We start from the raw sequence: 20,250 nt of genomic DNA, 5'->3' as shown, positions 1-20,250 counted from the left end.
AGAACCCGAAATCTGACACCGCCGTGTCGGACGCAGCGCGGCATATCAACAACCGCTGAGCCTCCCGAACCGGGCCAGGCAGTGCCAGACCTTCTTGAGGTCCTGGAGAGCGTATCGACGTGTGCGGGCAGCGTCTCCGATAACCCTGGGAGTGAGCCAGCCACCGTGAGCGATCGAGGCTCCCAGATCCACATAGGCCTGGCCGCGATAGTGCGGATGGTGACGCAGTTCTGCCACGCCGAGCCGGAAACCGGGATGCCATTCGACTGGGCACGGCAGACGTTCTGCCGCATGTTCGACCGCTGTACCGCGATAGCTGGGGTCCAGCACCAGCGCTTCTACGTCACGGTCAAATCTGACAGGCCCATGGATGTGTGCCTCGATGTGGCCGTCCAGGGGATCTGTGTCCGCTGCCTCGGCAAGCTCGAGAAGTGAGCATCGATCTGCGACGCCGAAGGAAGACGGCTCAGCGGAGCTGTCCGGGTAACAGAACGTGGCGCGCGTGAGAGCCTCAGGCGTGAGCCTGAAGTATGAGGAGCCGAATCGCGGGGCACCGCCGATCGGATCGCGGCGGTAGTTCAACGCGCCGTAGACAGGACGCTCGTCAGGTGCGGCGTCGTCATACGCGCCGGCGAAGATACGGCTCTCCCAGCGCCATCGTTCTCCGCCCGGATGAGCGGTCAGCCCGCCGTTGCTCGTTCCTGTGACGAACTGTGACCTGTAGACACCGTCGTCAGCCATCTGGATCAGGATAGGCCGGTTCCCCGCGGCTCGATCAGGATGAAAGTGCATCGTCACCCGTAGGTTCGGAGGAAGAGGCTTTCCCCTCGACGAAGCCGCGACATGTCGTAGAGCCCTCCCGTGAAGCGAGACGGCGGTATCAGCAGCCATGCCTGGGAGTCTGCACAAGGCGCAGGTACCAACGCACCTCAATATGGCCAACTGCTCCCTGCAAGCAGCCCATCGCACCAGCAACCGCGCATGAATAGCGCAGAAGTGGAACACTGCGTCTTCACCAGCAGGTCCGCGAGACGCAGGAGTTAATTGTCGGCGCGGTCACCGGACCTGTGACGGCGCCGCGGACTCTGCTGCTCGGCAGGTACGACACCGAAGGCCGCCTCCAGTACGTCGGCCGCACCACCCCCCTCGCCCAAGCGGCAGGTGCGGCGGTCACCGGCCTGCTCGCTGCGGGGCGGCACGGTCATCCGTGGACAGGCTGGTCGTGCGCCGCCGGATGGGGCAGCCAGGAAAAGCACCTGACCTCTCCCCCCGACGTCGCACTGTTCGGCAGCCGTGGATAGTCGCCGCTGGCCCGGTCCTGGGCTCAGCGCGCCTTGGGCAGCGCGTCCGGAGGAGGCGGTCCTCGCCGTGGCCGACTACCCGCCACACCGGCCGGTCAGGTCCCTGCCGTGTGAACTGTTGCAGGGTCGTGGTCGCCACGGTGATCCGCCAGTTCGGGCGGGCGCGGTCGTGGAAGGCGGCCTCCCTCGTTGCCGGGGCCGCGCGGCGCGGAGCGGGGGCGAAGACGAACAGCACCGGTGTGAAGGGCCGCTCCAGGTGTGGTCCTGCGTAGGTCACCTGCCAGTGGCTGCGTGGGGCCCGGGCGGCGTTTCCGCGTCCGGACGGCGGCGCGTTGCGGTAGGCGTCGTAGCACTCCAGCTTGGCGACCAGGCGGGCGCAGGACATGGTGCGGTCGATCTCCACGAACACGTGGGAGCCGTCGTCCAGGAGCGCCACGGCGTCGGGCACCAGGTTCCCGACCGGAGTGGGGTGGGCGACTTCCACCTGCCAGTCGGCACAGTCGGCCACCTCCGCCTGGTGGAAGACGACGACGGTTTCGACCAGCGCGAGTCCGTGTTCCCGAAGACCAATCTTGCTGGCGGCGATGCGCTTCCCGGTGGTCTGGCTGGCCCTGGGTGCGAGCTCACCGGAGACGGCGGCTTCGGCGAGGCCCGCCGGGGTGCAGGACCAGTAGCTCTGCTGGGCGCGGCGGGTCCGGCCGACCAGGGGCGGGGATCCGTCGCGCAGGTTGCGCAGCGCGCGCCGGACGTGGTCGGTGTCCTGCTGGTGGGGCAGCGGCAGTGCCTTGAGCTGGCGGGGTGTGGCCAGGCGTAGCTGAGCGAGGGTGAGCAGGTCCTCGCCGCGGATGTCCGCTCCGGCCTTCGCCGCCGCGGCCTTCCGGGCCGGGGACTCTTCTCCAGGCACATCAGTACTGGGAGAAGAGGAGTTGCAACCGGCCGGGACGGGGCGACAACTGGTCTGATCAGCGACAACCGCCAGACGGCGGCTCGGAACTGCGGGGCTGGGAGCGTGGCTTGCTGCAGGGCTCGGTGCGGGGCTCGTTGTCGCAGCGCCGTCCGACCCGGTCGGCGGGAGGGGTGCGGTGGTCATCGCGTCCTCGGGAATCTCCGGCCGTACGCGGCCGGATCGGTGACAGGTCCGGCCCGCACGCGCGAGGCGTACGGGCCGGAGCCACCGTGGGAGAGCACCCCTTGTCCGCGACCTGACGGCCACCGCTCCCGGGTGTCCGCTATGACCCGTTCTCTCCTCGCTTGGAGGCTGAGGTCAGCACGGACGGGCGTACCAGATGGGGGCGAAGTCCCATGACGGAGTGCCATGGCCTGCCTGGATGGAAAGGTTCGCGCTCCAGTTCTGGTTGTAGAGCGTCCCGACGGCCCCTCCGGTCTGATTGTTGGCAACGGAGCCCAATCCGTTCCAGTTGTGCAGGTTGTAGGCGCCGCACGAGTAGAGCGGGAACATCGTTCCCGTGTAGTCCCTACCCGTGTACAGGCACAGGTTGCCGCTCGGGCAGTCACTCGGGTTACCAGTGGCCGCGACGCCTCGAACCCCACTCACGGAAGCGTTGTTGTTGTCGTCGGCGGCGGCAGCGCTCGCGGGCGTCGCGGCCAAGCCGATACCGACGGCGGTCAACGTCGTCACGGCAGCAGCCATGAGTGTTCCCTTGAAGCCTCGGCTGTTCATTGTTGACCCGCTCGCCTCCCAGTCTCCCATCGAACTCGCTCGACTCGCCCACCATTCTGTAGTGGACGTCCCCGAAGAAGTGCCTCGCATCTGGTGGGACAACTGGGTCGTGAATCCCCGTCCGGGCGGCATCCCGGTGCGCTTCGGACCGGTAGCCGAAGACGTCGAGGCGATGCTGCACGCCGTCGCCCGAGGCCAGGCCATCGCCTTCGCGCCTGCGGCGATCCGCCATCTTTATCCTCGCCCTGGCGTGATCTACGCAGACGTGGTCGACCTGCCTTCGTCCACCGCGGTGCTCGCCTGGTTGCCCGCGAGCCGCGACCTTCCCGTGCTCACGGCCCTGCGTCACGTAGCCTTCGATGTCGTCCGGCGAGATGGCTGAGGCGCCCTCGCGGTAGCGGGTGACGCCCCCACAGGGGTCGTCGCCGATCGAGGAGTCAAGCTGTGGGAGGTACCGGAGGCCGTGGGTGCGGTGGTAGGTCGCCAAGTGCCGCGCACCGGTGGCGCACACCGAACCGGTGCTGCCCCGGCGCACGATACGCCGCAGCTCCCACCCCTCCTCGTCAGTTGCGGGAGTTGAAGAACCTGCTGTACGAGGCGTATCTGACGGCGGGTGCACCGAGCCTGGACGAGATCGCCGCGGACATGACCGCTGGTGCGAGTCTGCCGGGGGCGCCGAGCCGGGATACCGTCCGCTGCATGTCCAGGGTATCGCCGTGCTGTCAGGACCGCTGCTCTACGATCCTGTGCTCGCCAGGCGTGAGGCGACGAGCGCGACGAAGTGCTGGAGAACGGCGAACGGCAGCGTCTGCGTTGCGTCGAAGTAGACCTCTGCCGGCTTCTCCTCCTCGGGCGCGTAGACAAGCACCGTCACGGCTGTCGGCCCTGGAGCAGGTGAAGCAGGCATAGAAGGGGCTCGGCCCGGAACCATGCGGGCCTCGCTGAGCTCGAAATGTGTCGTCCGGCCCTCGCCCGCACCCGTCTCGGTGGTGAGGGCGCAGAACAGATCACCGTCGTAGTCCCAGGTCAGCAAAGACATGGCGGTGATGCTGCCATACCTGGCGCCGCCAGCGGTCGGGCATTTGCATCACCGCATCCGTCAGGGCCCGAATCCATGCTCAGACCGGTGCTGGCGAGACAGCCATCGACCATATCAGGGCGGTACTGGATCTGCTTGAGCCGGCGTTTCACTGCCTGGGTGATCTGGCCGAGGTCAGCCGCCGCGAGGTTGCCGATGTCGCGCTTGACCAGCGGCCAGACGCCCTCCTGAGGGTTGAGGTCCGGGGCGTAGGTCGGTAACTGAAACACGGTGAGCCATGCGGTGTTGGCCTCGAAGAACTCCCGTAGTGGCGCGACCAGGTGCAAGCGCAGGTTGTCCCACACCAGGACGATCGGGCCGCCGAGCTGGGTGCGGGCGCGGATGACAAGGTCGCGGTAGTCCTTCCAGCCGAAGCCTTTCGGTTCGTCCTTGCGGCCCCGGTCTCACGGATCGCGTAAATCAGACAGGACCGCTCCCCGGGCTTGTAGCAGCTCATCCCCGCCATCGACACATGGCCCGAGCCACGTCCGCGCACACGGACGATCGGGGTGCTGCCCTGGCGGACCCAGGTCCTGGCGCGCGGTGGCGTCATCGACTGGCCGGCCCCGTCCTCGAAGGCCACCCAGGCGTTGTTCACCGCCGCGGTGCTCTTACCCGCGGGCGAAGTGATGGGCCGGAGTATAGGGAGTCGCGTGCAGCGGGTAGTACACGCGGCCGTCGGTCCACACGGTGGTCACCGTGACGATGCCGTTGTCCGTCTTGCCCAACCGGCCCAGCCACTGCCGGCCCACATGCGCGGGCGCGGTGCCGTCCTTGCGGTCCCCGGAGTCGTCGATCACGATGACCGCCGCCGTGCGGAGCGGTCGCCGGCTCCTCGCGCAGCAGTTCAAGCCTCCGGTCGTTGATCTGCTCGGCCTCCCAGGGCGACTCGGACAGGAAGAACTGCAGCCGCTGTACCCCCGGCTTCCCCGCACCGGCAACTGGCTCCGCCCCTACCAGGCAGGTGATCGTCTTGTTCCGCTCCCGCGGCGCCAGCAGCCCGGTCAGATACTCACGAAACCCCCGCCGCTGGGCCAGGCTGAAGAAGAGGTCGTCGAACCGGACCGCGTACTCCTCCAACGGCCCCGGCGCAGGCGGACACGGACGGCGAGCGGTCATCTTCAGCCCCCAGCACGGCAGTTGGCTCGTATCACCGGCCTACGACCAATCCGACCCGTCGTCAATCCACACCACCGCCGGATTTAGCGAACTACCGGTACGGTGGAGACCCAAGTAAACCGATCGTCTTACTTAGCCGCATCTGGCACCACCACCGCACTGTCCGGGGCCTCACCCGGCCATCGCGCCGACCAGCCCTCTATACGCCACCACCCGCCCCAACCATCGATGCGAATCAGTACCAAGGAGACCTGATGCGTTACACGACCTTCGGACGGCGGACCGGACTTCGCATCTCCGAGTACGCGCTAGGCACGGGAAACTTCGGCACCGGCTGGGGTGCCGGCGCCGAACCGGACGAGGCGCGCAGGATGTTCGACAGGTTCGCCGACGCCGGGGGAACGTTTGTCGATACCGCGGACACCTACCAGTTCGGCGAGTCGGAAGAACTGGTAGGGAAATTCGTCGGCGCCGACCGGGACCACTTCGTCCTGGCGACCAAGTTCACCAAAGGGGCCACCCCGCAGCCCGGCATCTCCCGGACAGGCAACAGCCGCAAGAACATGGTCACTTCGCTCGAGGCGAGCCTGAAGCGCCTGGGTACCGACTACATCGACCTGTACTGGGTCCACTTCCCCGACGACCTGACGCCCATGGAGGAGATTCTGCGCGGACTGGACGACCTGGTCAGCTCCGGCAAGATCCTCCACGCAGGCCTGTCCAACTTCCCCGCATGGCGTGTCTCCCGCGCCGCCACCCTCGCCGACCTCAAGAACTGGGCACCGGTCACGGGCATCCAGATCGAGTACAGCCTCGTCGAGAGGACCCCCGACCGCGAGCTGCTGCCGATGGCCGAGAGCCTGGGCCTCGGGGCCGCCCTGTGGTCTCCGCTCGGCGGCGGACTACTGACCGGCAAGTACCGCCGCAGTACCGAGGGACGGCTGAGCGACTTGAAGAGGCTCGTGCACACCGAGAGCACCGACCAGAAGACCGCCGTCGTCGACACCGTCCTGGCCATCGCCGAGGAGACCGGCGCGACGCCCGCCCAGGTGTCGGTCGCCTGGCTGCGTGAGCGTGCCGCCCAAGCGTCCACCTCGTTCGTGCCGATCATCGGCCCGCGCAGCCTCACCCAGCTCGACGACTATCTGGGCGCGCTGGACGTCCAGCTCGCCCCGAAGCAGTTCGCGCGTCTGTCGGACGTCAGCGAAATCCCCCTCGGAGTGCCCCATGAGGCGACCGCTCGCTCCCGAGACTCTGTCCAGGGCGGTGACGCCTCCCTCGTCACCCAACCCTCCGTGCCCACGGCCTGAGCCGCGGACCCTGCCGCGGGCGGCCTCATGCCGTCGACGCCTCTTCCGTCCCGCATCGTGCGCACAGTTCGGGGCGGAGCCGTTCGCCTGGCCGCGCCACGTCACCGCCAGGTGTCACAGCCCCATCGTGTCGCTCGATTGACGACGGTGTCTCGGCTATACCGAGCGGGCTCCACGACCAGGACGAGGGCTCGCGAGGCATCTTTCTCGGCAGCCCACCTCGGATCTCCCTAGCAAGGGATCAGGGCCCCTTGGCCGCTCGCGGTCGCGAAGCCGATACGAGCACCAACGGGCCCTGTTCCGGCCGCGTTGAGCGCCCCGCTACATGTTGATCATGTGGCCGGCGAGGCCTTGGACGGCCTCCTTGACCGCCTCGCCCAGGGTGGGGTGGGCGTGGACGTTGCGGGCGACCTCGTGGACCGTGAGGTCCCACTGCTGGGCCAGGGTCAGTTCGGGGAGCAGTTCGGTGACGTCCGGGCCGATGAGATGGGCTCCGAGGAGTTCGCCGTACTTGGCGTCACTGATCAGCTTCACGAAGCCCGTCGCGTCGCCCAGACCGTGGGCCTTGGCGTTCGCGGTGAACGGGAACTTGGCGACCTGGACATCGAACCCCTTCTCCCTCGCCTGAGCCTCGGTGTAGCCGAAGCTGGCGATCTGCGGCTGGCAGAAGGTGGACCGCGGGATCATCACATAGTCCAGCTCCATGGTCTCCGCTTCGGCGATCGCCTCGGCGGCGACCACTCCCATGGCCTCGGCGGCGTGCGCGAGCATCAGCTTCGCGGTGACGTCGCCGATGGCGTAGATGTGCGGGACCGAGGTGCGGCACCGGCCGTCCACGTCAATCGCGCCGCGCTCGGTGACCCGTACGCCGGTGTTCTCCAGGCCGTAGCCGGTGACGTTCGGGGCGAAGCCGATCGCCTGCAGGACCTTGTCGGTCTCCAGTACCTGCTGGGCGCCGTCCTTGCCGGTGACCGTGACCCGGACCTGCGGCCCGGACTCGTCGATCGACTCGACGCGGGTCGAGGTGAGGACGTCGATGCCCAACTTCCGGTACTGCTTGGCCAGTTCGGCGGAGACCTCAACATCCTCCAGCGGGGCCAGGCGGTCCAGGAACTCGACGATCGTGACCTTCACACCGTAGTTGCTGAGGACGTACGCGAACTCGATGCCGATCGCGCCGGCGCCCGCGATCACGATGGACCGCGGCAGGTCCTCGGCCAGGATCTGCTCCTCGAACGTCACCACGCGCGACGTACGGCGCGTGCCGGGCAGCAGCTTGGGGCTCGCCCCGGCGGCGATGATGCAGTGGTCGAAGCCGCCTCGAGGCCTGACTGTTGGCTTGTCCGCTCGTTGATGTGGCCTTGAGAGAACGTCGGTCGCGGCCCGAATCGCGTCGGATGAACTGTGGTCGCTGATCGAGCCGTTGCTGCCCAAGCGCCGGGGCCCAGGCTGGCTCAGGGGCCAGCAGTGGGTGCCGGTTCGCCCACGGTTCGGGAATGACCTGCTGGCGATGCCTGGCAGCGTGGAACGAGGCCGGCGCCTCGGACCGCGACACCGCACGAGCGCCCGGCACAAGAACCAGGAGGAGTTGAACAATGAGGGGCGCCGTCAGGGTGCGCCGACGAGGTCGTCATTGCGCCAAAGGGGCTCGGCAAACTGCAGGACCGGCTCGGCATCACCCATGCGCACCCGGACCACTTCCGGGACACAACCCACTTCGACGCGCCTGTTCACACGCTGGGTGTCACAGGTGATCAGATCGCGGCGCGGGGCGACCTCAAGGACCCGACCGGCACCCCGGGTCCCCGCAGCAGAGGTGGCTCTCAGCCCTCACCTGCGCTCACGAGCGCGTACGAGCCAGCGCCCCTCAACACCTCAGACCTTTTCTACGGCGGCGGCGCAGCCAGCTGCACCGACCACCCCACCCACACCGCCTGACGAAAAGCCCCGGCGCCCGAGAAGGCACCGCCCTCCTTGGCCACCCGGATGCTGACCGGTGCGATCTCGCCAAGATCGCAGCCAACCTGCGGGATGCGGCAGCGGGCCGGTCATCGCTGCCCCGGCGAGGTCCTCACCGGGTTCGACAACCGCCTCGATGTCGCGGTCCTGGAGGGTTTCGGCATGCCGGAGGCCAGCGGGGTGGCCACCTTCAGCAACCGGGGCCCTCCCCGCAAACAGGTGCACCGAGGCCGTCGACGACGAATGCGGCGGGTGATGCGAGGACTGGCGGTTGCGGTCTCGGTCGCCTGCTCGTCGTCCGCTCGCGGTCTTTCCCGTACCGCGCCCAGCGTTCTCCGGACCCTTTCTTGGATCGCCGGACGTGACCACTTGCCATCGGCCGACGATCACCCTATGGTCGTACGAACGTAAGACATACGAACGTAAGACAATGCAGGGAGTACGGGATGGCGGCAACTCGGCCGGTGGCGCTCGTGACAGGGGCCTCATCGGGGATCGGCAAGGAGACGGCCCGCGCTCTCGTCGCAGCGGGTTTCGAAGTAATCGGAACCGGCCGGAGAACCTCGGGACTCACCCCGCCCGCCGGGGTGACGTACCTCGACCTTGACGTGGCGAGCGATGAATCCGCCACCGCTGTGGTCGAGCAGGTGATCGACCGGTTCGGGCGGATCGACGTCCTGGTCAACAACGCCGGTATCGGCTCAGCCGGCGCCGTCGAGGAGAACTCCGTCGCCCAGGCCCAGAGCGTCTTCGACATCAATGTCTTCGGTGTCATGCGTATGACGAAGGCGGTCCTGCCGCACATGCGCGCCCAGGGAGGGGGACGCATCATCAACGTCTCGTCCGTCCTCGGGCTCATCCCTCAGCCCTTCATGGCCCTCTACGTCTCGGCGAAGCACGCGATCGAGGGCTTCTCCGAGTCCCTGGACCACGAGGTCCGCGAGCACGGCGTCCGGGTCCTTCTCGTCGAGCCCGGCTACACCAAGACCAGCTTCGACACCAACGCGGCGCAGCCGGACACCCCGCTGCCGCTGTACGCGGAGCGACGACGCGTCTTCGACGAGATGATCGCGGATGCGATGAAGGACGGCGATGACCCCGCCGTCGTCGCCAAGGTGATAGTCACGGCAGCCACCGGCAAGAAGCCGAAGCTGCGCTACACCGCCGGCCCCCTCGCCTCACGCGTCAGCGCGGCGCGCCGCCTCGTCCCCACCGGGACGTTCGACAAGCAGGTCCGCAAGACCAACAGGATGCCCACCTGACGTGCCCATCCGGATCAAAGGGTGTCGACGCCATCCCGTCTGGCTTCAAGGGCGCCGGTTCCGGCCGAGTGCCTCCGCTGTGCCCGACATCACCGGCTTCCCTGATGTCCCTGAAAGTCCATCGATCAGTCACTCGTACCTTTGCCAAGGAGAGTCATGCAGCAGCAACGCCAGCAAACGGCCCGGCACAGTGCATCGAGCGCAAGGCGTTTTCTGAAGAAGAACGTCGGCATCGCGCTGGCGGTCACCGCGACGGCGGCCGTCCTGGTCTCGGCGCCGTCCGCATCCGCATGGACAGGACACCCGTACAGCGGATCCGTCGTCACCGACGTACGGACCGCGGCGAGTTTCGACTACGCCGTCGGCGAGATCCCCGAGAACATCACCGTCAACCCCAACGGCTCGGTAACCCTGTCCCTGCTCGGCAGTTGCGCGGTGTGCGAGCGCACCCACGGGCCGCAGCTGATGCGCATCTCCCCCTCCGGGGAGCGCACGGTGCTCGCCACCGGGCAGGTGGGCGAGGCGATCAGCGGCAACACCCGTGGCAGTGACGGCACCGTCTACTACAGCGTGTGGGCACCGGGCAACGCGGCCCGCAACGGCGTGTACAAGCTGCTACCGGACGGTACCCCTGAGCGCATGGCCCTGCCCGCCGACTCGGGCCCCAACGGGCTGGCCATTGACCCGGCCGGACGCACCCTCTACATCGCGGACAGCCTGAAGGGCGTCATCTGGTCCGTTCCCGTCTCGGGCGGGTCGGCAACCCCGTGGCTGACCGACGCCGCTCTCGCACCAGTGCCGACCGAAGCCCTGCCGATCGGCGCCAACGGGCTCAGGTTCCACAACGGCGCTCTGTGGGTCAGCAACTTCAACAAGGGCACCCTGCTGCGGGTACCGGTCACCGCCACCGGCACGGCCGGTCCCATCCGCGTCGTCGCAAGCGGCCTGCCCAACATCGACGACCTCAGCTTCCTGACTCCCCACGCCGACGTGGTGTTCGCGGCGCAGAACGGCTCCTCCTCGCAGAACGGACCGGACAGGGTCGTGGTGATCTACCCGAACGGCACCTACAAGCCCGTCCTGACCAGCGCGGACGGTCTCGCCTCGCCTTCCGCGACCGCAGTCCGCGGCAACCGGCTGTACATCACCAACGGCGGCGTCCCCGAGCCCCACGACCCGAAACTGCAGACCGCCAGGATCAACTTCGCCGCGCTCCTCGCAGGCACGGCACACTGACCCGACCAGGGCGGCAGCCGGGGCGAAAGCCCCGGCTGCCATGGAGGAACAATCGTGCGGTACACGAAAGAGCACAAACAGGAGACAAGGCAGCGGATCATCACGACGGCCGGCCGCCGGCTCAAGCGCAACGGCATCGACGGCTCCGGAGTCGCAACCCTCATGAAGGACGCCGGCCTGACCAACGGCACCTTCTACGCCTACTTCGCCTCCAAGGACGAACTCGTCGCCACCGCGGTCGCCGACCAGATGCGCGCACAACACGCGAATATCGTCGCGCACGCGGCACCCGGCCGTGCCGGACTCGAACAGATCGTGCGCTGGTACTTCTCCCCCGAGCAGCGCGACAGCATCGAGGACGGCTGCCCCAACGCCGCCCTGCTCGACGAGATCGCACGCTCCACAGATCCCACCAGGCAGGCGTACACCGACGGCGCGCTGGTCCTCATCGACGACTTCGCCGCCCGCCTGGCACCCCACGATCCGCCGTCGGCGCGTCTGAAGTCACTCAGCCTCCTCGCCATGTTGGCCGGGACGCTGCAGCTCTCGCGCGCCCTGACCGACCGGCAACTCGCCGACCAACTCCTCGAACAGGGCATCCGCAACGCCCTGGCACTGCTGGATGCCGACTAGCACAACTGAGCGCTTCAGCCGGTGACCTGTGCTCCATGTCGGGGATATCGAAATCGATGATCCCGGCCCGGCGGGAGTCCGGTGAAGATCACCCCGGGCCCGGATCTGCCACACCGATGGGCCGGGCAGCCACGGCGATCTTCACCTCCCCGCCCCCGGTGCGCTCGGGCAGGCCCTATTCATACCGCCAACTTCAAGGCCGGGGCTCCTCTCCCCCGCAGACCGGCGGAGCCGGGCCTGCTCAAGCGCTGCCAATGCAGTGACCTGCCACCGACCGGAGCAGTACACGGCTGCCGCCGCACATCGCCGAAGGCGGCGGATCACCACACTTTCGGCAGTACCGCCAACCCACCGCCTGCAGAGGAGTCCCTGCTGACGGATCGCGCTGATACCACCGATCTGAGTGCCGCGTACTCCGCCGCTCTCAGATCGCTCAGGCCGCGCGGGACCGGGCATGATCCGGGGCCGGGTCGCGACCGGCCCCGACGGTATTGCTTCCCGACGGCGGCGGTCCGGGGCGTTGCGCTTGTCGGCGAGTGCCTGGCGCGACGCGGGCTTCATGATCAGGTTCGGGAGCACTTGACCGTTGGCCGGGGTCAGATCGCCGGCCCGGATGCGACAACGTCCAGGGTGCTCAGATGAGTCCGCGTTTGAGGATCTTGCCGGTGGACGTCAGGGGCAGCTCGTCGACGAACTGGAGGACGCGCGGGTACTTGTACGCTGCGAGCCGCTCCCTCGCCCAGGCGGCGAGCTCCTCCTCGGTCGTGCCACTCCCGTCCTTCTTCACCACGACGGCCTTGACCTCCTGGCCGTGGGATTCGTGCGGTACGCCGATGACCGCGACCAGTGAGACGGCGGGGTGCTCCATGAGCACTTCCTCGACCTCGCGCGGGTAGACGTTGAAGCCACCACGGATGATCATGTCCTTGGACCGGTCGACGATGTAGTAGAAGCCGTCCTCGTCCTTGCGGGCGAGGTCGCCGGAGCGGAACCAGCCGTCGTGGATCGCCTCGGCCGTCGCCTCGGGCCGTTTGTAGTAGCCCTTCATGACGTTGTGGCCCTTGATCGCGATCTCCCCGATCTCGTCGGTACCGTCCTCGATGTCGGCCCAGTCGTCCCGGATGAGCCTCATCTCCACGCCCGGGATCGGCACGCCGATCGAGCCGACGCGCGGCTCGTCCCCAAAGCGGGAGAAGGAGGCGATCGGAGAAGTCTCGGACAGTCCGTATCCCTCGAGGATCGTGACGCCGAAGCGGTCCTTGAACTGCTTGTGGATCTCGCCGGGCAGCGCTGAGCCACCAGCCGCCGCGACGCGAAGATTCGCGGCCAGGCGGGCGACGTCGACCGTGTCGTCCAGTGCGGCGAGAAGACCCCAGTACATCGTCGGGACGCCGGCGAAGAACGTCACGTCATGTTCAAGCATGAGACGCAGGGCTGAGCGCGCCTCGAACCTCGGCTGCATCACGATCGTGCCGCCGAAGGCGAGAGCGCCGTTCTGGATCACGGTCTGACCGAAGGCATGGAACAGTGGCAACGCGCACAGGTATGTGTCGGGGCGCTCGGGATCCGCGGCGAACAGGTCGATGCCGGCAAGCGCGTTGTCGTACACGTTGCGATGACGCAGCTCGGCGCCCTTGGGCCGGCCGGTCGTGCCAGAGGTATAGAGGACCACCGCCGTGTCGTCCTCGTCGCGCTCGACCGTCCGGAACGTCACCGGCTGTTCGGCGACGACCGTGATGTACGACTCCGGCGTCCCGTCCCCGGCCCACGGCGCGCCACCGCCCTCGATCAGGAAGAACTCGCCACAGCCTTCGGCCGCCTGGAATCCCTCCCATGCCGCCTGTCCGATCGGCAGCTCCGCAGTGCCCTCGAACGCGAAGTACGCCTTCGCGTCGGAATCGGTGAGGTGGTAGGCGACCTCGCGAGCCTTCAACAGCACGTTCAGCGGCACGACCGCCGCCCCGGCCTTGAGAATGCCGAAGTAGACGCTGCTGAAGTGGGGCAGGTTGGGGCAGGACAGTGCGACCTTGTCACCCGGCTGCACGCCGCGCGAGACGAGCAGGTTCGCGACCCGGTTGGCCGCGGCGTCGAGAGCTCTGTAGGTGATGAGTTCGTCACCGAAGACGATCGCGGCGCGCTGAGGGTACCGAGACGCGGAATCCGTCAGTACGCGTGACACGTTGCGGGTCGGTCTGTGCATCGTCGTTCTCCTGGCTCTCGAGGTGGCAGTCACGTCTGGACGAAGTCCCGAGGCGGGCACGAAGCCGTCGGCTTCCCGGCCCAGCAGCGCGGCGAACTCGAGCCGCGAGCTTCCGTCCCTACGCCGATGACGGTCCACGCGAGGTCGTTGCCGAGCATCAGCGGCCACTCGTCGGGCAGGACCTGCTGAACTCACCTGCGGGGCCCTTTTCGCCCAGCGAGCTGAGCCCGGCGGCCTCCACTCGCACGAGCCAGTCGCGGGAGCACGACGGGCTCGTGCGAGTGGAGCTGCCGATCCGCAGCCGCTCGCGCGGCCGCTGCGGCGCGGTAGGTGTCCGAGGCGATGGACATGGATCGCGCCCAGCGACATCAACAACCCTCGCCTGAAACTCAAGCGGCTGACCGAGCGCGGAATCCCGCTCGAGACGAGCAGGGCTTCTTCACCCAGCCGCGACCATGGCCGCCCGGCGACGCTGCGGCCGGCCCGCCTGCCCCTTGCGAAGGGGTGAAACTGACATCAACGTACGTAATCCGCTCAGGACTGCAACTGGGCGAAGAGCGTCGCCAGGTCGATGAGGCCCCAGTGCTCGGCGAGCTTCCCGTCGGCCACCTTGAACATGCGGACCTCCAGCACCTTGATCGATCGGCCGGTGGCGGGAGTGCCGTTGAAGGACCCGGTGTTCGTGCCGGTGAGGATGAAGCTGATCGCGAACCAATCGTCCTCGGCGACGACACGGACCGGCGTGGCAGCGAAGTCGGGGACCGCGTCGAGGAACGAGGCCAGCACCGCGCGGGTCTCCTCGACGCCGGTGGTGGTTCCGTCGGCGGCGTGGGAGCGGAAGTCCGGCGCGTACAGGTCGAACAGGGCGTCGAGGTCACGCTGGTTGACGCGCCTGACGTACTCATCCGCAAGCCGGTGCAAGTCGGCGGTGGACGTTTGGGTTTTGACGTTCGAGGAAGACATGCGCTTCTCCCATATGGATGGACCGGAGCGGCTCCGCCCCGGTGACGGACCGTGGAATCGGATCGAACAGGCGGGAGGATGGCCCATATTGCCTTATGACCATAATCCTATTAGGTCATCTGTGCATACCGGCTAGCCAGGACCGGTACCGCCGGGGTTCGTCAGGCGGTGTGGACCGGGTTCATCACTCGGAGAGGGCGGGGTAATCGGTGTAGCCGGCCGCGTCGCCGCCGTAGAAGGTGGCGGGGTCGGGGGTGTTCAGCGGCGCGCCGGTGCGTACGCGCTCGACCAGGTCGGGGTTGGCGAGCGCCATGGTGCCGACGGTGACGACGTCGGCCAGGCCGTCTTCGACGTCCTTCGCGCGGGTGGCGATGTCGGTGCCGGCCCGGTTGAGGACCAAGGTGTTCGGCCACAGCTTGCGGAGGGTGTGCAGGAGTTCGTCGTCGCCGCCGTGGTTTCCGATGTGCAGGTAGGCGAGGTCGAGCGGGGCGAGGGTGCGCACGAGTGCCGGGTACAGCTCGTGGGTGTCGCTCTCGGCGATGTCGTTGAAGGGGTTGCCGGGGGAGATCCGGATGCCGGTGCGGCCGGCGCCGATCTCGTCGGCCACGGCGGTGGCGACCTCGACGGCGAAGCGGATGCGGTTCTCGACGGAGCCGCCGTAGCGGTCGGTGCGCTGGTTGGTGTTGGTGGCGAAGAACTGGTGCAGGAGGTAGCCGTTGGCACCATGGATCTCGACGCCGTCGGCGCCGGCCGCGATGGCGGCCGCGGCGGCGCGCCGGAAGTCCTCGACCGTGGCGGCGACCTCCTCGGTGGACAGTTCGCGCGGTACCGGCATCTCCTGGAGCCCTGAGGCGGTGAACATGGTGCCCACCGGCTGGACCGGGGAGGGGGCGACAGGCTGTCGCCCGTGGGGGGTGTTGTCGGGGTGGGCGACGCGTCCGGCGTGCATGAGCTGGATGACGATGCGTCCGTCGGCCTTGTGCACGGCGTCGGTGACCTTGCGCCAGCCTGCGATGTGTTCGTCGGTGTAGATGCCCGGTGTCACGGGATAGCCCTGTCCGTCGGCGTTGGGCTGGGTGCCCTCGGTGATGATGAGGGCGTGCGAGGCGCGCTGGGCGTAGTACTCGGCGTTCAGCCCGGTCGGTACTCCTTCGGGGGTGGACCGGTTCCGGGTCAGGGGCGCCATGGCCAGCCGGTGCGGCAGGGGGATCTCCCCGACGACGATCGGGTTCCACAGGGCGTTCGACATGGATGTTTCCTCAAAATAAAGGGTGGGAGAGACTTGCGGGGTGGCGGGCCGGATGGGCCTGATGGCCTTCCACCGTGGAAGGGCAGACCGCGCGGAGGGGCAGTCGACGGTGCGGAGGAGCTTGCCGCGCTCACGACCGCCGCCAATGGAGGACTGGGCCCCGGCTGTCCGACCAGTTCGGAGGACGCCCAGTGCGTCGGTGTTCACCCACGCCCCAGGGGGCATCGGTCGTGTGCGGCACCAGCCGCACCGTAGAAAAGGGACTCCCGCACCGGAGTCCGGAGCGGCGGTCAGCCGCGGTAGCGATCGGCGGGGACCCGCAGCGACAGGTTCGGGACGAGCGTCTGACGCGCCTTCTCGAACGACTCCCAGTCGCTGATCTGGGGCAGTGACGGGATGGTGACGGGCTCCCCGGCGTCGAGGCCGGCGAGCGCCGCGTCGACGGCATCGTCAGCGCTCATGATCCACTCATCGGGAAACGCCCCGAGGTCGGCGCCGGAGCCGTCCCAGAACTCCGTGCGGACAGCGCCCGGCAGCACGGCCTGCACCACGACGGGGCTCTCGGCGAGCTCCTGCTGCAGGGCCTGGGTGAACGTCAGCACGTAGCTCTTGGTGCCGCTGTAGACGGCGCTGACGGGCAGGATGTTGAGAGCCAGCGCAGAGGAGATGTTCACCACGGTGCCGTGCCCGCGGGCCGTCAGACCCGGCAGGACCGCGGTGGTCAGCCTGGTCAGCGAGGTCACGTTGAGGTTGATCAGCGCCTCGGAGGCCGCGGCGTCTGAGGTCGCCAGCGGCGTGAACAGCCCCCCGCCGGCGTTGTTGATCAGTACCTCGATGCTCTCGTCGGTGCGCAGACGCTCCTCGACCACGGAGATCTGCGCCGCATCGGTGAGGTCGGCGGTGACGACGTCCACCGCACGGCCCGTGCGGCTGCGAATGTCCGACGCCAGCGTCTCCAGCCGCGCAGCATTGCGGGCCACCAGGATCAGGTCGTAGCCCCGGTCGGCCAGCCGCTGCGCGTAGGCGGCACCCAGGCCGGCGGACGCGCCGGTGACGACAGCGGTCTTGGTCTGCGTGGTCATGGGGGGATCTCATTTCTGGGCTGGCGGATGAGGAGAGGGGCCGGAGTGTCGACCTCGCTTTAGATTACGATAACTATCTAAAGCACTTGGGTCAATGCCCCCTCTGGGCACTCAAGCCCGGCGGTGAAGCCATCGGGATCGCCGGTCCCCCAACCCCGCACGTTGGCCCACGAGGTCGGCCTGAACCGCCGAGGCAGTGATCACCGGAGCGATGGAGACGATCCCGATCAGCGTTCGGGCTCTTGACCTTGCTGTACTCGTAGCCGGCCCCCTGCTTGGCGTAGCCGTAGATGCGGCGGATCGTTTTCGACGATGTCCACGTAGGCCACCTGGTCGGCGCCGGGCAACAGCGGGGTGTGCGCGGCCAGTTTCGGCAGGAACCGGCAGTCCGCCGCGTGCAGTTGCTTCACGGGTCCGTGGCTGAAGGACCGCAGGTACGAGCCACAGGTAAACAGCGCCCGCACCCCGCTGAACAGTCGCGGCAGCCCACCGTAGCGACCGGATTCGGATCACCGAACCGTGCGGAGACCCTCGCTGCGGCATCGGAGGATTGCATTTCGGAAGTGTCTTGCTGATCGCGCATACCGGAATCCCGAAAACCCGAGTTATCGCAACTCTCAGGGCGCTTTCGTCTTCCTGACCTGGATTATTGGCTCCGGTAGCCACAGTTGTAGATACCTGTCGCCCCCTGAGGAATATTGCAGGCCTGATTTGGCATGGAGTTCCCGGGGAGGTAGAAGGCCACCTGCTTGCCCGACGCCCACCACCAGCCCTTCGTGTAGCCGCAGGAGTCGGCCGGAATGCTGTACGGCCCCCAGGTCACCCGTTGCCCGTACTGGTTCTCCCCGGTTACGGTGACGGAGGGTATGGCCGAGTTGGCGCATATCTTCACCTGCGCTCCCCCGGAGCCGTCGGCGTAGGCCGCCCCGGGGACCATCACCAAGCCACTGATGGCGGCTACGGCCAAGGTCGTTGTAGCCGCCTTACTCCACAGATGACGGACCATGAGGATTCCTCTCAATTCGGCGTTACCTGCCTCGACATTCCTGCGGTGTGGCGACAGGCTTCGCGGTTCGTTAAATTGCGATCGTGATTTGCAATTGAGGGTCGGTGAGTGCGGGCGGTCCGTGATGTCATCACGGCTGGGTCCCCGGCCGCGTGGCAACGCCCAACCCAGGCAGCCCAAACCGAGTTGCGGGGTGCTCAGGCGAGCCTCTGGCGACGAAGGAGGGGGTCAGCTCCTGGACCGCGACCGGAGGAAACCGGCTCTGGGTGACATTACGGATCCAACTCGCGACGGCTTCTCCATGTGGAGTGGCGGTAGGGGGCGGGGGAGGTCTGTCCTCGTTGGGGGGCAGTCGTTCCCCGGTATGACTTACGCCGATCACGCCCGACCCTAGAGGCGAAGGAAACGAAGCGAATCCGTCACCGTATCCGTTATGGAGCTGCCAGAGGGCTGCCCCGCTGAGCCAGGATCCACCGGCTTGATTCAGGAGTGATCACTCCGGGGGTGTTCGGGCGGTCTGGCGGCTGACCTGCGGTTTCAGCCGGGGTATCCGCTGGCCTGCCCAGCTCGTCCGCCGTGCCCGCGCGCTCGTCGTGAGGGCCGTACGCGAAACCGACCACGGCCGGCCGTCCGGCTGGGTCCCGGCTGTCCCTCAGGGAGGGAGGACGCCGAGTGCGTCGGTCTTCACCCACCCGCACCTGGGTCGGAGCGACGGTCAGCCGCGGTTGCGATCGGCGGGGACCCTCAGCGACAGGTTCGAGACGAGCCTCTGAGCCTTCTCGAACGACTCCCAGGTGACGGGCTCCCCGCGTCGAGCCCGACCAGCGCCACGTCGACCACGTCGTCCGCGATCATGATCCACCCATCGGGGCGTCGCGGCCTGCCGCCCGGCACTTCGCGTACGATAGATGCACTTAACTATCTAACGTGGGCAGGTGAGTGATGAGCCGGGTTTCGCAGGCACAAGCGCTCGAGAACCGCAGGCGCGCGGTCGCCGCGGCCTCCAAGCTGTTCCGGGAACGCGGCGTGAACGGCATCAGCGTCGCCGATCTGATGAAGTCCATCGGGCTGACCACTGGGGGCTTCTACAAGCAGTTCCCGTCCAAGGAGGCGCTGGTGGCCGAGGCGGCTCAAGCCGCTTTCGGGGACCTGGACGTACTCCTGGCGGGGTTCGACACGGACCACGGCGATCACGACACCGCGCGCGCCGCCCTCGTGGACTTCTACCTGTCGGCCGAGCACCGTGACCAGCCCGGCACCGGTTGCCCCACCGCGGGCTTCGCGGGCGACATGGCCCGCGAGCCCATAGCCGGGGAGGTGCGCAAGACGTACGCGGGGGGAGTCCAGGAATTTGCCGCGTGGCTGTCTGCCGACGCCGACGACGGCCTCCCCATGGTGGCCACTCTGGTCGGCGCGATCCTGCTCGCCCGGGCCACGGCGGGCACAGAACTGTCGGAGAAGATTTTGGAATCGACCCACAAGGCCCTGACTGCGTCACAGGGCATTGAACCGGAGTCCTGAGACGGGCCATTCGACTGCGCCAACGCCACGGGTGAGCGGACCTGAGCGCCCCGCGCTTCCTGGACCGCTCCCCCGCCCCGCAACCGACGCCGGCGCTCCATGTCCCGCTGCGGCGACCGCACCGAGGCCCGCCCCCACCAAGCCGGCGGCCAGGCGATGCAGCCACATCCCGGCGGCCTGAGCCCACCGGCGGACCGAGCCACTACGAACACCTGGCGCAACCGCGCTCAGCCCAGTCGACGGGCCTCATGCGAAATGCGGTCCGGGGGCGCAGCATCCGCGGCCTCGCGCCAGCACGGCCGGACCTTCCGTTGCGCTCCCCCGGATAGCTGCCCGGCTCCGGTAGCCGGAGCAGCTCGCGTGGCTTCATGCCTTCGCTCCCCGACAATCCGGGCGAAACCCAATCGCCGTGAGCGTGTTGATGAGCATGCCGTGCGCGAACAAGGTCGGGCGTTCCCGCCGGCACCGGCAGCAGGTACACGGTTACTGACTTCGGCTCGTCAGGGTGACGCTGGTTCGTCGAGGGCCAGGCCGGTGCCCGCTATGAAGCCGTCGAGGATGCCGGACCGGTACTGAAGGCGCTTGAGCCGGTTGCGTACGAGTGCTTCGAGCCGGTCGAGGGCGACGACGGCGAGGTTGGCCAGGCTGCG

At 67.8% G+C, this 20,250-nt stretch carries 16 protein-coding genes and 4 pseudogenes; 6 read left to right on the top strand and 14 right to left on the bottom strand.

The genetic code is table 11. The features are described 5' to 3' along the window. Nucleotides 1-45: 45 nt before the first annotated feature. The 3 genes from ABT147_RS38925 to ABT147_RS38915 all read right to left on the bottom strand — a co-directional run bounded on the left by ABT147_RS38925 (nt 46) and on the right by ABT147_RS38915 (nt 2,952). Nucleotides 46-891, bottom strand: a complete 846-nt coding sequence (locus ABT147_RS38925; protein WP_351415419.1) for a DUF3626 domain-containing protein — start codon at nt 889-891, stop codon at nt 46-48. A gap of 279 nt (nt 892-1,170) precedes the next feature. After that, nucleotides 1,171-2,205, bottom strand: a complete 1,035-nt coding sequence (locus tag ABT147_RS38920) for a replication-relaxation family protein (RefSeq protein ID WP_351415417.1) — start codon at nt 2,203-2,205, stop codon at nt 1,171-1,173. A gap of 360 nt (nt 2,206-2,565) precedes the next feature. After that, the gene (locus ABT147_RS38915) at nt 2,566-2,952 is read right to left on the bottom strand and encodes a peptidase inhibitor family I36 protein (RefSeq protein ID WP_351415415.1); all 387 of its coding nucleotides are present in this window, start codon (nt 2,950-2,952) and stop codon (nt 2,566-2,568) included. Between ABT147_RS38915 and ABT147_RS38910 the strand changes: the two genes are divergently transcribed. After that, nucleotides 2,951-3,364: a LysR substrate-binding domain-containing protein gene (locus ABT147_RS38910; protein WP_351415413.1), complete on the top strand. Its 414-nt coding sequence runs from the start codon at nt 2,951-2,953 to the stop codon at nt 3,362-3,364. The genes ABT147_RS38915 and ABT147_RS38910 overlap by 2 nt on opposite strands. 181 nt (nt 3,365-3,545) lie before the next feature. Here the strand turns inward: ABT147_RS38910 and ABT147_RS38905 are convergent, their stop codons facing one another. The 4 genes and pseudogenes from ABT147_RS38905 to ABT147_RS47470 form a co-directional block, all read right to left on the bottom strand. Next, nucleotides 3,546-3,683 carry a hypothetical protein gene (locus tag ABT147_RS38905; RefSeq protein WP_351415411.1) on the bottom strand — a complete coding sequence of 46 codons (138 nt, stop codon included), beginning with the start codon at nt 3,681-3,683 and terminating at the stop codon, nt 3,546-3,548. Between the two features lie 35 nt (nt 3,684-3,718). Beyond that, on the bottom strand, nt 3,719-4,021 hold the full coding sequence (locus ABT147_RS38900) for a hypothetical protein (RefSeq protein ID WP_351415409.1): 303 nt from the start codon (nt 4,019-4,021) through the stop codon (nt 3,719-3,721). A gap of 71 nt (nt 4,022-4,092) precedes the next feature. Further along, nucleotides 4,093-4,679, bottom strand: a pseudogene (locus tag ABT147_RS47475) (transposase); the annotation flags it as partial. Next, nucleotides 4,675-5,179 (bottom strand): annotated as a pseudogene (locus ABT147_RS47470) (IS701 family transposase); the annotation flags it as partial. The pseudogenes ABT147_RS47470 and ABT147_RS47475, both read right to left, overlap by 5 nt. A gap of 254 nt (nt 5,180-5,433) precedes the next feature. On the opposite strand from ABT147_RS47470, the gene ABT147_RS38885 reads away from it, so the two are divergent. Continuing rightward, complete coding sequence (locus tag ABT147_RS38885) at nt 5,434-6,489, top strand: aldo/keto reductase (protein WP_351415403.1); 1,056 nt, start codon at nt 5,434-5,436, stop codon at nt 6,487-6,489. A gap of 321 nt (nt 6,490-6,810) precedes the next feature. Here the strand turns inward: ABT147_RS38885 and ABT147_RS38880 are convergent. After that, nucleotides 6,811-7,806: pseudogene (locus tag ABT147_RS38880) on the bottom strand (dihydrolipoyl dehydrogenase family protein); the annotation flags it as partial. A 1,088-nt stretch (nt 7,807-8,894) separates the two neighbouring features. Between ABT147_RS38880 and ABT147_RS38875 the strand changes: the two are divergent. The 3 genes from ABT147_RS38875 (at nt 8,895) to ABT147_RS38865 (ending at nt 11,579) form a co-directional block, all read left to right on the top strand. After that, a complete protein-coding gene (locus ABT147_RS38875) occupies nt 8,895-9,710 on the top strand; it encodes an oxidoreductase (RefSeq protein ID WP_351415401.1) in 816 nt (271 codons plus the stop codon). A 156-nt stretch (nt 9,711-9,866) separates the two neighbouring features. Then, entirely contained in the window at nt 9,867-10,946 is a 1,080-nt protein-coding gene (locus ABT147_RS38870; protein WP_351415399.1) for an SMP-30/gluconolactonase/LRE family protein, read from the top strand. A 51-nt stretch (nt 10,947-10,997) separates the two neighbouring features. Continuing rightward, nucleotides 10,998-11,579, top strand: coding sequence for a TetR/AcrR family transcriptional regulator (locus ABT147_RS38865; protein WP_351415493.1), 582 nt, complete (start codon nt 10,998-11,000; stop codon nt 11,577-11,579). Between the two features lie 634 nt (nt 11,580-12,213). On the opposite strand, the gene ABT147_RS38860 is transcribed toward ABT147_RS38865, so the two are convergent. The 5 genes from ABT147_RS38860 to ABT147_RS38840 all read right to left on the bottom strand — a co-directional run bounded on the left by ABT147_RS38860 (nt 12,214) and on the right by ABT147_RS38840 (nt 17,483). Continuing rightward, nucleotides 12,214-13,779: a long-chain-fatty-acid--CoA ligase gene (locus tag ABT147_RS38860; RefSeq protein WP_351415397.1), complete on the bottom strand. Its 1,566-nt coding sequence runs from the start codon at nt 13,777-13,779 to the stop codon at nt 12,214-12,216. 534 nt (nt 13,780-14,313) lie between these two features. Then, nucleotides 14,314-14,742, bottom strand: coding sequence for an ester cyclase (locus ABT147_RS38855; RefSeq protein ID WP_351415395.1), 429 nt, complete (start codon nt 14,740-14,742; stop codon nt 14,314-14,316). 184 nt (nt 14,743-14,926) lie between these two features. After that, complete coding sequence (locus tag ABT147_RS38850) at nt 14,927-15,991, bottom strand: alkene reductase (RefSeq protein WP_351415393.1); 1,065 nt, start codon at nt 15,989-15,991, stop codon at nt 14,927-14,929. 290 nt (nt 15,992-16,281) lie between these two features. After that, entirely contained in the window at nt 16,282-17,073 is a 792-nt protein-coding gene (locus tag ABT147_RS38845; RefSeq protein WP_351415391.1) for an SDR family NAD(P)-dependent oxidoreductase, read from the bottom strand. A gap of 227 nt (nt 17,074-17,300) precedes the next feature. Further along, the gene (locus tag ABT147_RS38840; protein WP_351415389.1) at nt 17,301-17,483 is read right to left on the bottom strand and encodes a hypothetical protein; all 183 of its coding nucleotides are present in this window, start codon (nt 17,481-17,483) and stop codon (nt 17,301-17,303) included. A 1,538-nt stretch (nt 17,484-19,021) separates the two neighbouring features. On the opposite strand from ABT147_RS38840, the gene ABT147_RS38835 reads away from it, so the two are divergent. Beyond that, nucleotides 19,022-19,600 carry a TetR/AcrR family transcriptional regulator gene (locus ABT147_RS38835; RefSeq protein ID WP_351415387.1) on the top strand — a complete coding sequence of 193 codons (579 nt, stop codon included), beginning with the start codon at nt 19,022-19,024 and terminating at the stop codon, nt 19,598-19,600. Between the two features lie 500 nt (nt 19,601-20,100). Here ABT147_RS38835 and ABT147_RS38830 read toward each other — a convergent pair. Beyond that, nucleotides 20,101-20,250 (bottom strand): annotated as a pseudogene (locus ABT147_RS38830) (IS630 family transposase); the annotation flags it as partial.

The sequence above is a fragment of the Streptomyces sp. NPDC001868 genome, assembly GCF_040297125.1.
Classification (GTDB): domain Bacteria; phylum Actinomycetota; class Actinomycetes; order Streptomycetales; family Streptomycetaceae; genus Streptomyces.
This window is presented reverse-complemented; position numbering and strand designations above follow the sequence as displayed.